This is a genomic window from Streptomyces sp. NBC_00028 (genome assembly GCF_045041065.1).
Lineage (GTDB): Bacteria > Actinomycetota > Actinomycetes > Streptomycetales > Streptomycetaceae > Streptomyces.
In genome coordinates, this window is record NZ_CP108294.1 from 293,313 (window position 1) to 305,755 (window position 12,443).

The 12,443-nt window shown below is 72.3% G+C and carries 7 protein-coding genes; 3 read left to right on the forward strand and 4 right to left on the reverse strand.

Going from position 1 to position 12,443, the window contains the following annotated elements; translation table 11 throughout:
- Nucleotides 1-106: 106 nt before the first annotated feature.
- Nucleotides 107-1,273: an L-talarate/galactarate dehydratase gene (locus OG885_RS45410; protein WP_331729428.1), complete on the reverse strand. Its 1,167-nt coding sequence runs from the start codon at nucleotides 1,271-1,273 to the stop codon at nucleotides 107-109.
- A gap of 118 nt (nucleotides 1,274-1,391) precedes the next feature.
- Here OG885_RS45410 and OG885_RS45415 point away from each other — a divergent pair, with 118 nt between their 5' ends.
- Nucleotides 1,392-2,282 (forward strand): LysR substrate-binding domain-containing protein, encoded by an 891-nt coding sequence (locus tag OG885_RS45415; protein ID WP_331729431.1) that lies wholly within the window; start codon nucleotides 1,392-1,394, stop codon nucleotides 2,280-2,282.
- Between the two features lie 10 nt (nucleotides 2,283-2,292).
- Here OG885_RS45415 and OG885_RS45420 read toward each other — a convergent pair whose 3' ends face one another.
- On the reverse strand, nucleotides 2,293-2,940 hold the full coding sequence (locus OG885_RS45420) for an HAD family hydrolase (protein WP_331729435.1): 648 nt from the start codon (nucleotides 2,938-2,940) through the stop codon (nucleotides 2,293-2,295).
- Between the two features lie 113 nt (nucleotides 2,941-3,053).
- Between OG885_RS45420 and OG885_RS45425 the strand changes: the two genes are divergently transcribed.
- The gene (locus tag OG885_RS45425; RefSeq protein WP_331729438.1) at nucleotides 3,054-6,074 is read left to right on the forward strand and encodes an AAA family ATPase; all 3,021 of its coding nucleotides are present in this window, start codon (nucleotides 3,054-3,056) and stop codon (nucleotides 6,072-6,074) included.
- Nucleotides 6,075-6,085: 11 nt separating this feature from the next.
- On the opposite strand, the gene OG885_RS45430 is transcribed toward OG885_RS45425, so the two are convergent.
- Nucleotides 6,086-8,926: an AAA family ATPase gene (locus tag OG885_RS45430; protein WP_331729440.1), complete on the reverse strand. Its 2,841-nt coding sequence runs from the start codon at nucleotides 8,924-8,926 to the stop codon at nucleotides 6,086-6,088.
- Between the two features lie 91 nt (nucleotides 8,927-9,017).
- Entirely contained in the window at nucleotides 9,018-9,515 is a 498-nt protein-coding gene (locus OG885_RS45435; RefSeq protein WP_331729442.1) for a hypothetical protein, read from the reverse strand.
- Nucleotides 9,516-9,979: 464 nt separating this feature from the next.
- On the opposite strand from OG885_RS45435, the gene OG885_RS45440 reads away from it, so the two are divergent.
- Complete coding sequence (locus OG885_RS45440; RefSeq protein ID WP_405743344.1) at nucleotides 9,980-12,328, forward strand: M4 family metallopeptidase; 2,349 nt, start codon at nucleotides 9,980-9,982, stop codon at nucleotides 12,326-12,328.
- Nucleotides 12,329-12,443 lie beyond the last annotated feature (115 nt).

Consider the following 12,443-nt stretch of genomic DNA (forward strand, 5'->3'; position numbering starts at 1 on the left):
ATATGGACTCTATCTACATATGAGGATGGAGGTTAGGGTGATGACCGTGCTGGGTCAATGGCCGGAGCTCACCCGATACCGGCCGGAGCTCACCCGATACGACGGCTCAGGGCCGCGCACCCACCTCGTGCACCGCCTGCGTCCACGCACGGGCCTGCTCGCTGAGGGTGATACCGAGACCCGGCCGCGACGACAGATGCATCCGCCCGTCACTGATCCGCAGCCGCTCGTTGAACAACGGCTCCAGCCAGTCGAAGTGCTCCACCCACGGCTCGTGCGGATAGGCCGCGGCCAGATGCAGATGGATCTCCATGGCGAAGTGAGGTGCGAGGTGCACGTGCTGGATCTCGGCGAGCGCGGCCAGCCGCAGGAACTGCGTGATGCCGCCGATCCGAGGCGCGTCCGGCTGGATGACGTCCACCGCGCCGTGCCGCAGCAGCTCCTGGTGCTCGGCCACACTCGCGAGCATCTCGCCCGACGCGACCGGCGTGTCCAGCGACGCGGCGAGAGCGGCGTGCCCCTGTGCGTCGTACGCGTCGAGCGGCTCCTCGATCCAGACCAGACCGAACTCCTCCAGCGCCCGCCCCATCCGCTGCGCGGTGGGCCGGTCCCACTGCTGGTTCGCGTCGACCATCAGCGGCACGTCGTCGCCGAGGTGCTCGCGTACGGCGGTCACCCGGCGCAGGTCCGCCCGGCCGTCCGGCTGACCGACCTTGATCTTGATACCGCCGATGCCGCCGGCCAGCGAGGCGGTGGCGTTCTCGAGAACCTGCTCGGTCGGAGCGTGCAGAAAGCCGCCGGAGGTGTTGTAGCAGCGCACCGAATCCCGATGAGCGCCCAGCAACTTCGCGAGCGGCAGACCGGCCCGCTTGGCCTTCAGGTCCCACAGCGCGATGTCGAAGGCGGCGACGGCCTGCGTGGCAAGACCGCTGCGCCCGACCGAGGCCCCCGCCCACACCAGCTTCGTCCAGATCCGGGCGATGTCGCTGGGATCCTCCCCGATCAGTACGGGCGCTATCTCCTTGGCATGTGCGAACTGACCGGGGCCGCCCGCTCGCTTGGAGTAGCTGAAGCCGACACCCTCGTACCCCTGCTCCGTGCCGACCTCCACGAAGAGGAAGGCGACCTCGGTCATCGGTGTCTGCCGACCCGTCAACACTTTGGCGTCACTCACCGGCGTGGCCAGCGGAAGGACGACCGAGGACAGCTTGAGCCAGGAGATCCGGTCCAGCGTCGCCTCGCCCTGGTGTGTGCCGTACGGCGTCGAGTTCATCGTGCTCACCACGTGCAGCTCCGGTGCCTTGCAGGGGTTGGTTGCCCCCTGAAGTTAGGGCTCCGGAGAATGCACGTCTAACTCAAAATTTGCATACGTTGATACCGGGAGAGCATCGTTGTTCACACTCACGCAACTGACCAGCTTCGTGGCCGTCGCCGAGGAACTGCACTTCACCCGCGCGGCACAGCGCCTGCGCATGACCCAGCCCCCGCTGAGCCGGCAGATACGGCAGCTGGAGCACGACCTTGGCGCCCAACTCCTCAACCGCACCAACAAATCGGTCCGACTCACGCCCGCGGGCCGGGCCTTCCTCGCCGAGGCCCGCACCATCCTGCGCCAGTCCGAGCACGCCACTCTCGCCGTACGGCAGGTGTCGTCGGGGGAGGCGGGCAGCATCACCGTCGGTTTCACCGCCGCCAGCGCCCACTCCGTGCTCGGCACCCTGCTGAGCACCGCCCGCGAGGCGATGCCCCGCGCCGAGATCGTCCTGCGCGAGATGGTCACCCGAGACCAGCTCGCCGCGCTCGCCGACAACAGCCTCGATCTCGCCCTGGTCCGCCCCTCGGCCATCGGCCCCGACCTGGTCTCCACACCCGCGGTGAAGGAACAACTGGTCGCCGCGCTGCCCGCGACCCACGAACTCGCGAAGGGTGAAGGAGCGCTGCACATCAGGGACTTCGAGGGCCAGGAGCTGCTGATGTACTCACCCGTGGAGGCCCGCTACTTCCACGAACTGCTGATCAGCGTCTTCCGCTCCGCCCAGGTGACCCCCGTCTACTCGCAGTACCTCAGCCAGGTCCACAGCATCCTCGCCCTGGTCAACGTAGGCCTCGGCGTAGCACTCGTCCCCGAGACCGCCGCCCAACTGCGCCACCCCGACGTCGTCTTCAAACGCCTCGAACTCCCCGCGCCGGCCACCGTGGAACTGGACCTGGTCTGGCGCCGCGCCAACGACGACCCCGCTCTCCACGCGCTGCTGCACCGCCTGCGCAAGCGCATGGCGTGACCCTGCCGCGCTACGGCGTGGAGTGAGCGAGCAGATAGTCGACGGCCTCGACGACATCGTCAGCCGTGTGATGCGCGACCGCGAGCCCGTCCGGCCAGTCACGGCCCCGTACCCAGATCGTGCGCAGCCCCGCCGCCGCACCACCGGCGATGTCCGACTCGGGGTTGTCACCGGTCATCCAGTCCCCAGGAGTCAACTGCGTGCCGCACCGAGCCGCGGCAAGCTCGAACAGCCGCGCATCGGGCTTGCGCACATCGATGTCACCGGAGGCGGCGATCCCGTCGATCAGATCGGCGAGACCGGTGGCCCTGACCTTGGCGCGCTGGATGTCACTGGCCCCGTTGGTCGCGACCCCGATGCTCCAGCCCGCGTCCTTCAGCCGCGCCAGACCGTCGAGCACGACGGGCCGGCAGTGCACGGCGGACGCCATGCGGTCGACGTACACCCGCCACAGATGCTCGGCCGACTCCCGGACCGGGAACGCGGCACGCAACCGCTCGAAGTCACCGCGATCCGCACTGTCGGCCAACTCGGCACGCAGCCAGCCCTCGATCTCCGGCCCGTAGGCGTGGTCGTGGACGAGCTCGGCTATGGCATCGGCGAACGCGGCACGACGGTCGACCAGGGTGCCGTCCAGGTCGAAGAGAGCAAGACGCATGCCGCCGACCCTAACCGCCCAGGTCATTCGCCTTCCCCTCCGGCGGGATGGCAGCATGCACGAGAGCGCTCCTGGCGACGGACGGGACCGTGCGTAGCAAGCAGGGGGAACCGATGAACGCGCAAGACAGGTTCTCCTCCCTCACCCCGGTGGAGAACGGACAGCCCGCACCGGCGCTCACCTCCTTCCACCACCGCACAGGGTCTGGCGACCTCGGCTTCGTCGGCCGGGCCGCTGAACTGCGAGCGCTGCGGGACTTCCTGATCGAGGCGACGGACCGCGGCGCGGCCCTGGTGGTGCCCGGGCAGGCCGGGGCAGGCAAGTCGGCACTGCTGGAAGCCGCGGTCCAGGCGGCGAGGGCCGATGGCATGCGGGTCCTACGGTGTTCCGGCATCCGCGGCGGCAACCCGCCCGACCTGTCCGGCCTGCTCCAGATCATCTGGCCGGTGCGCGGCGCCACGGACCTCGACGCGGCGGACCTCGACGCACTGTTCGGCGTGCTGGTCGACGGCGCCCCGGCACCGGGCGGTGGGCACTCCTGGCTGGCCTTCACCGTTCGCGAGGTGCTGACAGCCGTCAGCCACGCCGGACCGCCCCTCCTGGTCGCCGTGGACGACTGGGACGCGCTGGACGAACCCAGCAGGCAGGTGCTCACCTTCGTCGCCCGACGGATCCAGGGCCATCCGCTGGCCCTGCTGATGACCACCCGTCCGCACAGCCCCCTGCCCCATCCCGCGACCGGTCTTCCCACCCTGCCCGACCCCGCGACAGGCCTCCCGGCACTCCCGCTCGGCCCGCTGTCTCCCGCCGAGTCCGCTCTGCTCCTGGCCTCGCGACGTCCGCACCTCGGCGCGGAGACCGCGCGCGAACTCCTGGCGACCGCGGCCGGCAACCCCCTGGCCCTGCTGGAACTGCCCGCCCCGTCTGAGGACGCACGGCCCGCCATGCCCGCCTCCTCCGACCGGCTGGCCGCCGCCATGGCGCCCGGCGCCGCGGGCCTGCCCGCCGGGACCCGGGACCTGCTGCTGGTCGCCGCGCTGCACCCGGAGGCGGACCTGCCGCTGCTCCTGGCGGCAGCGTCCCGGCTCGGTGGCGCGGAACTCGACTTCGCGGTACTGGACCCCGCGGAGCGCGCGGGCCTCGTGGCGTTCGACGGCCTGCGGGCGCGCTTCGGCCACCCCGCGACGGCGGGGGCGGTCGTCCATGGCACCGACCCGCGCCGGTGCCGGGCCGCGCACGCCGCGCTGTCGGCCGTCCTGCCACCCGGCTCGGTACGGATGCTGTGGCACCGGTCCCAGGCGGTGGAGGGGCACGACCCGGAGCTGGCCGCCCGCCTGGAGGCGATGCACGGCGACGCGCTGGAACAGTACGAGCCGGCCATGGCCGTACGACTGCTGCGGCGCGCCGCCGACCTCCACCCGAGCCCCGCCGACCGGGGCCGCTGCGCCCTGCGGGCCGCCCAACTCGCCCAGCTGCTCGGGCTGGAGCGCATGACACGCACGCTGGCGCACCGCGCCCTGCGCCACCCGCTGGGCCCCTTGGGCACCCTGTGCGCCCGGGCCCTGACCGTCATCGAGCACGCTGACGGGCAGCCGCGGCCCACGTCGGTGAACGTCCGCGCGGCAGCGCCTAGGGAGGCGTCCGGGGCAGCATCCGGTGAGGCGGCCACCCCGCCTGACCGGTCGGCCCTCACCGATCCCGCCCCCGACGCTTCAGGCCCCGCCGCCCCCGATCCCGCCTCCGTTGGTCCCGGCTCCGCCGCCGCCCCAGACCCCACCGACCCGGCCTGCTGGCCCACCCCTGTCGGTGTCGACGAGCAGGAGAACGCCCTGGAGCTGGCCCGGATCACGGCGCCCGTCCTCGTGGGCGACGACCGACGATGCGATGCGCTGCTGGCCTTCCTCGACGGCATGCCGGAGCGTGCGCACGATTCCCGGTGGCTGCACGCCATGGCGATGGTCCGCCCGCTGGACCGGGCAGGCACCGTCCTCGCGGGCATGCCCGCCGACCGGCACCTGACCGACCTGCCGGTGCGAGCCATCGAACGCCTGGGGCAAGCCGCGATGTTCGCCGGTGACCCGGTCCGTGCCATGGACCTGTTCCGGCAGGCGGAGCGCCGCCGCTTCCACGCCCTGCCGGACCAACTGCCCTGGACGCTGCTGAGACAGGGCCTGGCACACCTGGGCATGGGCAGCTGGGCCCAGGCCGAGCACGCCTTCCGGCGCTGCACGAAGCTGGCCGACAGCGCGTACCGCCAGGACCACCACGCGGCGGCTGCCCGCCTTCTGCTGGATGTCGTACGGGCTCTGCGCACCGGCACTCCGGCGGGTCCCCGCAGCGCCCGTGAGCTGGCGGCGGCCAGGCGCTCGATGCCGGCGATCGACTCGGTGCTCGCCGTCTGCACCGCCTGGGCCCTGGTGGAGGGCGGCGACCACACGTCGGCCTTTCCCGCGCTGTCGTCGCTCCTCGACGCCCCGCATACCCGCTCGATCGCCCTGTTCGCCCTGGTGGCCTTCGCCGAGGCCGCCAAGGCCGAACAGGCATCGCCGGAGGCGCTCGCGATGCTCGACCGTCTCGAGACGGAGCTGGGCGAACAACGTCCCCCAGCGGTCGCCCTCCGGTTCACCGTGGCCCGGGCTGTACTCGCGGACGAGCACGATGCCCAGGAAATGTTCAAACGGGCCTTCAGCGAAGACCTGACCCGCTGGCCCTACCTGGAGGCGCCGCTGCGGCTGGCCGAGGGCCGGTGGCTGAGACTGCGGCGGCAGTTCGCCGACGCCCAGGCCACCCTGCGCCAGGCGGCGGCCGCCTTCACCATGCTGGGCGCCGAGGCACGCGCCCCGCGGATCGCCGCGGAGCTACGCGCCTCCGGGGAGCGGGCGGACGGCGCCGCCCCGGGCCCCTCCCGACCCGCCGCGGCGCGCGATCTGCTCTCGGCCCGCGAACTGCGGATCGCCGAACTCGCCGCCCGCGGCCTGTCCAACCGGGAGATCGGCGAACAGCTCGGCCTCGCACCGCGGACCATCGGCGCGTACCTCTACCGCATCTTCCCCCGCCTGGGAGTGACCTCCCGGGCCCAACTGGCCGAGATACTGCGGGACTTGATCGGGCCGGCGGATCCGCGCACCACCTGACCGGCCTCGCGTCAGTCGGCCCCGAACCTCGCGGCCAACTGCGCCCGCGAGGACACACCCAGCTTCGGGAAGATCTGGTACAGGTGCGAGGCGACCGTACGGGGTGACAGTCGCAGCTGTTCCCCGATGGCCCGGTTGGACAGGCCGCGGGCGGCCAGGCGGGCGATGGTGAGCTGCTGCGGCGACAGCAGCCGGGAGAAGTCGTCCGTGTCGTCCTCGGCCGGCTGTTCCTCCGCCGCCCAGCCCGTCGCCCGGAGCTCCGAGGCGGCCTGTTCGGCGCGCGAGGGGGCGCCCAGGGTCCGGAAGAGCGACTCGGCCGCCGACAGCGGGGTACGGGACTCCGTGACGCGCCGCCGACGCCTGAGCCAGGCGCCGTACCCGAACTGGCTCATCCCGTGCAGCAGCGGCCACACCTCGATCCCGGGCCGCAGCACGCGCCGGTAGCGTTCCTCCGCCTCGCCGTCCGGGGCGAGCACCGCCTCCGCGTAGGCCACGATCCGCTCCAGCAAGGGCGAACACCCGGCCTGCGTCAGCTCCGCGACATGGTCGACGACGGTCCTGGCATCGGCCTGCTCCCCGGCGGGCAGCGCCGCCTCCGCCAGGAAGGCGAGTCCCCAGAACTGCTCGAAGGCGTACGGCGTCCTCGGGTCCGCGAACAGAGAGCGCAACCGGACGTAGGCCTCGGCGTAGCGGCCCGTGCCGGACGCGGTGAGCGCGCGGGCCAGCACGGCCAGGCTGAGCTGCCGGCTCTGACCGAGACGCAGGGAGGACTCCTCGACCTCGGCGGCGCCCTCCGACGCCCTGTCGTGCTCTCCGCGCAGGGCGGCGACGATGGCCAGCATCCCCGTGGCCCGCGCCGCCCAGTCCTGCTGTCCCGTCCGCTCGGCGATCATCCGGCTCTCCTCGGCCAGCGCCAGAGCCGAGTCCCACTGGGTGCCGAGCCAGATCTGGCACATCGTCCGCGGTACGAGCATCAGCGGCAGCTGCCCGTACCGGCCGACGGCGCGGAAGGCGCCCTCCACCTCCTTGAGGAGCGGCTCGGCCAGTTCGAAGTCGACGGTGAGCGTGGTCACCTGGCTGAACAGACTCCGCCCCTCGACCTCGGCGGGCCGGGGAACGGGCTGCGGGACCGGTGGCCGGGGCACTCGCAGAGGGTCGATCAGCGACAGCACGACGAGATACCAGCCGTCCCGGGGCCCGGCCCGCAGCTCCTCCGCCGTGTGCAGGACCAAGTCCCTTTCCCGCGGCCCGACTTGCTGCCACCGGCATCTGCGGGCCGCGGCGAGGAGCAGTTTCCGGGGGAGCACCGGATCCTGCGCGGTGACCGCGCGTGCCGCCTCGCACAGCTCGACGATCCGCTCGCGGCCGGCCGCGCTGCTGCCCGGCAGCAGATCGTGCACCCGCAGCAGCAGGGCCCGCCCGAACGTCCCCAACTCGGTCGGATCGATCTGGCGCACCAGCCGCAGGGCCTGGTCCACCAGACCGTGGTCACCGGCCAGCTCGGCGGCCCGCAGCAGTCGTACCGCCCGGCGTTCAGGATCCGCGGAGAGCCGCGCCGCACCCTCCAGAGCGGCGAGCGCCACCAGCACCTCGGTGATCGAGCGCGAACCGTCCGCCAGCCGGTCCAGCCGCTCCGCGAGCTCCTCGTCCGGGCCCGCCACGCACTGCGCCGCGTGCCAGGCGGCGTGGGCAGGACTGCCGAGGCTCCGCCCGAGCGCGGCGTGCACGGCCAGACGTCGCGCGGCCGACGCCAGCCACAGCACGGCCGGCCGCATCAGCGGCTCGCGGAACAGAACCCGAGGACCCTCAACCCCCTCGTCGACCGCCTCCACGACCAGCCCGCGAGCGACGAGCTCCGAGAGCCCGGCGCGGGCCGTGTCGTCGCCGCCGAACAGGATGCCGCTCGCGCGCAGGATGTCCCGCGTGCACGGTGAGGCGCTCAGCGCGGCGGTGAGCAGCACCTCGCGTGCGGGCGCCGACAGCGTCGCCCAGTCGTACGCGTACGCCTCGGCCAGGCGTGGTGTCGCGGGCAGCATGCCGAAACCTGCCGCGTCCCCGAGCGGACCGCCGCCCAGGGAGAGCTCGGTGAGGGCGAGCGGATTGCCGCGCGCCACGGCGAGGACGAGCTGCTCCTCGCCGTACCCGGTGACCCGCCCGGCGCGGGCGACGAGCGAGCCGGCGTGCGCGTCGGGCAGCGGCCCGAGCGTGACAGCGACGCCGTGCGGAGACGGCGGTGAGTCGCCTCCGGTGCGCTCGGCGACGATCATGCCCACCGACCCTGACCCCGACCCCGACCCCGACGCCGAATCCGCCCCCGACGCCGATCCGGTTGGCGTCGAACCGCAGAGCCCCGCCAGGGCGAGCAGTGCCGCGCGGCTGGCGGCGTCAAGCCGCTCCAGGTCGTCCACGCACAGCAGCACCGGCTCCGGCAGCGTGGCCAGCAGCCGCAGCCCTGCCGCGGCCAGCTCCGCGGGGCCCGGCACGGTGCTGCCGGTGAACGCGGCGCGTACGAGGGCCCGTTCACGATCCGGCAGGTCGCCGGCACGCGTCAGAGCGGGCCGTAGGAGTCCGTGCAGAGCGGCATAGGTCACTTCTTCCTCGCCGGGCGCCCACGCCGCCGACAGCACACGTATGCCCTGCCCCGCCGCTTCGGCCGCGGCGAGGCGCAGGACGGCGGACTTGCCCGTACCGGGTGCGCCGCTGAGGTGGAGCACGCCGCCGCTTGCGGGCAGGCCCGTCAGGAACGAGGCCACCAGCTCCCGTTCCCGCTCCCGACCGACCAGGCCGGAGGCGTCCGGGCCGGTGGCGTCCGGGCCGGTTCCCTCCGCCGTGCCGACGTGCGCGCTGATCACGTCTCCTCCGCTCCCCCGCCGTCCGCAGACCTGTCTGCCCCTGTGCCGGGCCGCCTCTATCGTTCCAGGCCGGACAGGCCGCGGCACGCGCTCACCCGTGCGCCCCTTCTTCTTCGACTTCCTCGACTTCCTCTACTCCCGCTGCTTCCGCTCGCTCCGCTTCTTCCGCGAACCGGCCGGCCGCCCCAGTGGCCGCCGCCGTCGCGTAGAGGTCGCGGATGCTGACGGCGGCCCCGGACTCCAGACGGCTGAAGACCCAGTCGATGGGATGGCACTCCCGAGCGTCGGGCAGCAGCACGACGAACGGGGCGGTCGTGGGATGAGCGGCCGGGGCGGGCTGCCAGGCACCCCCGATGTGGCGCGTCACGATCTCGCCGAGGTAGCAACCGAAGGCGACCAGCGACTCGGCCATGTCCTCGCCGCTCACACCCTCGGCCCGGAAGCCGTCGACGATGTCCTCCACGACGTCGATGCTCTCGGGACTGTAGTCCAGCGCCGCGTCACTGATGTCGGCCGCCGCCGCCACGATGGCGGCGGCGAGCTCGGGCGCACTGCCGGGTTCGAGCGGGGGGTTCAGGTGCACCTGCATGTTGGTCCTCGGGCTGTTGCCGTCAATGAGGTCAAACTAGCCGCAGAACACCCGTCTACACATGTCCCTGCCCGGTTCGCGGCGGAATGCCACCGCCAGGGGTGGCGCGGGACGCACATGTCTCCGCTGGGTGCGGCACACAGACACCAGTGAGAACTGGCCAAAGTTCCGAAGTGGCCGAATGTTGCCGCGGCGTAAAGGTGCCCGTCGGGGGTCGGTCGGTTCCGACGCGTCGAAGCCCGGGAGTGGCCGGATTTCGAACAGTGATCACCGGAGTGCTGACAGCAGGCCCATTACCTGCAACGATCCCGTCGCTTCCGGCTGCCTCGTACATCTGTCGCAGTCGCCTCTGAGCTCCACAGGCAGCCCCGACGTCGTGGCACCTGTGCCGCCTGCCCCTCCGAGCCAGGAGAGTCATGTCCCGCTTCAACCCCGTCGCACGTGTTTCGCGCGCGGACCGGCCGATGTCGCGCCTGAGACCCGTGGGCCCGCTCGCGGTGTCCCTCGCCGTGGCCCTGGGCACCCTCGCCCTGACCACCCCGCACGCCGCCGCGGCCCCCGCCCCCGTGGGCACCGGCACCGCCCGTGCCCCCGTGGGCACCGGCACCGCCCGCGACGCCGCACACACCTCGGCGCCCCCGCTCCTCGCGGCCAAGGCCAGGGCGAACGCCGAAACCGTGCCCCTCAGCCGCGCCGAACGCTCCTCGCTGCTCGACCGGGCCGCCGCCGACCGCCCCGACGTCAGAAAGGCACTGCACGCCGGGAGCCACGAGAACCTGGTGGCCAAGGACGTCCTGAAGGACGCCGACGGCACGGTCCACACCCGCTACGCGCGCACCTACGAAGGGCTGCCCGTCGAGGGCGGCGGCGACCTGATCGTGCACGACGGCCCGCACGGCCGCAGCCTCGACGACTCCCTGCACACCCCGCTGTCCGTGGCCGCCGTCAGGGACGAGGTGACGGCGAAACGCGCAAGGAGCGGGGCGCTGGCCGAGGCCAGGAAGGAGCATGTCGAGCACGCCGCCGTCGCCGGAGCAGCGCGCCGCATTGTCTGGGCCGGTTCCGGCATTCCGCGCCTGGCCCTCGACAACGTTATCGCCGGCGTACGGGAGGACGGCACGCCCAGCCGTCTGCACGTCGTCCTCGACGCCGCCACCGGCAACCGGCTCGCCGCCTACGACGAGGTGACCGCCGGGGTCGGCAACAGCCAGTACAGCGGCACCGTCCAGCTCGACACCCAACGGGTGGGGGACACCTACCAGTTGGTCGACCCCCAGCGCGGCGGTAACAGCGTCCGTGACGTCACCAACGGGGGCCTCGGCGTCCTGTACACCGACGCCGACGACGTCTGGGGCGACGGCACCGCCGACGACCGGGCGACCGCCGCCGTCGACGCCGCCTACGGCTCGCGTACGACCTGGAACTTCTACCACGACGTGTTCGGCCGCAACGGCATAGCCGACGACGGCGTGGGAGCCGTGTCCAACGTGCACGTCGCGGGCCTGGCCAACGCCTACTGGCTTGACAGCTGCTTCTGCATGACCTACGGCGACGGCCTGGACAACCGGCACCCGCTCACCGAACTCGACATAGCCGCCCACGAGATGACCCACGGCGTCACCTCCGCCACCGCCGGCCTCCTGGAGACCGGCGAGTCCGGCGCCCTCAACGAGGCCACCAGCGACATCATGGGCACCGCCGTCGAGTTCTTCGCGAACAACCCCGAGGACGTGCCCGACTTCACGATCGGCGAACTCGCCGACGTCCGCGGCACCGGCAAGCCCCTGCGCTACATGGACCAGCCGTCCAAGGACGCCTCGGAGAAGGGCACTTCACAGGACTACTGGACCTCCGGCACGCACCTGCTCGACCCGCACTTCGGCGCCGGAGTCGCCAACCACTTCTTCTACCTGATCTCCGAGGGCAGCGGCCACAGGACCATCAACGGCGTCCACTACGACAGCCCCACCTACGACGGTCTCCCGGTCTCCGGCATCGGTCTGCGCAACGCCACCAACGTCTGGTACCGCGCCCTGACCCACTACATGACCAGCACCACCGACTACGCCGGCGCCCGCACCGCCACCCTCCAGGCCGCCGCCGACCTGTTCGGCACCACCAGCGACGCCTACGAGTCCGTCGCGAACGCCTGGGCCGCGGTCAACGTCGGCCCCCGCTACGTCAAGCACATCGCCATCACGGCCCTGAACACCCGTGACGCGGCCGTCGGCCAGCCGGTCGCCCGGACCGTCTCCGCCGTCTCCACCCGCCCCGGCCCCGTGACCTACGCGGCCAAGGGTCTGCCGACCGGGCTGGCCATCGACTCCCGCACCGGCCTGATCTCCGGCACCCCCACCACAGCGGGCACCTACCCGACCACCCTCACCTTCACCGACTCGGCCGCCGAGAAGCGCCGTTACTCCTTCGACTGGACCGTGGTGGCCTCAGGCGGCGACTTCTTCGTCGACCCCGACCGCCACGACTACGCCCCCTGGAAGAGCGTCGAGACCTCCCTGACGGTCACCGGCCGCACCGGCAACGCGCCCGCCGACCTCAAGGTCTCGGTCGACCTCGTCCACACCTTCATCGGCGCCCAGGTCGTCCAACTGGTCGGCCCGGACGGCACGGTGCTGATGGTCAAGGACTTCAAGTGGGACACCGGCACGGAACTCCACGACACCTTCACCGTGGACGCCTCCGCCCTGCCCGCCAACGGCATCTGGAACCTCCGCGTCACCGACTACACCCCGGCCGCCCCCGGCATCCCGCTGAGTGAGGGCGGCTACCTCGACCGCTGGAGCCTCACCTTCTGATCCGTCCGGCCACCCCGTGAACGGCGTGGGCCCGCACCTCGGTGCGGGCCCATGTCGGGCTGGAGGAGCCCCCGGAGTAGACAAGAGTCCAGTGGCCTCTTAAAGTCGAAGGCGA

What these genes read in the sequence shown, in the direction of transcription:
- OG885_RS45410 (WP_331729428.1), bottom strand. Translation starts at nt 1,273, where the DNA reads ATGAACTCGACGCCGTACGGCACACACCAGGGCGAGGCGACGCTGGAC.
- OG885_RS45420 (WP_331729435.1), bottom strand. Translation starts at nt 2,940, where the DNA reads ATGCGTCTTGCTCTCTTCGACCTGGACGGCACCCTGGTCGACCGTCGT.
- OG885_RS45425 (WP_331729438.1), top strand. Translation starts at nt 3,054, where the DNA reads ATGAACGCGCAAGACAGGTTCTCCTCCCTCACCCCGGTGGAGAACGGA.
- OG885_RS45435 (WP_331729442.1), bottom strand. Translation starts at nt 9,515, where the DNA reads ATGCAGGTGCACCTGAACCCCCCGCTCGAACCCGGCAGTGCGCCCGAG.
- OG885_RS45440 (WP_405743344.1), top strand. Translation starts at nt 9,980, where the DNA reads ATGTCGCGCCTGAGACCCGTGGGCCCGCTCGCGGTGTCCCTCGCCGTG.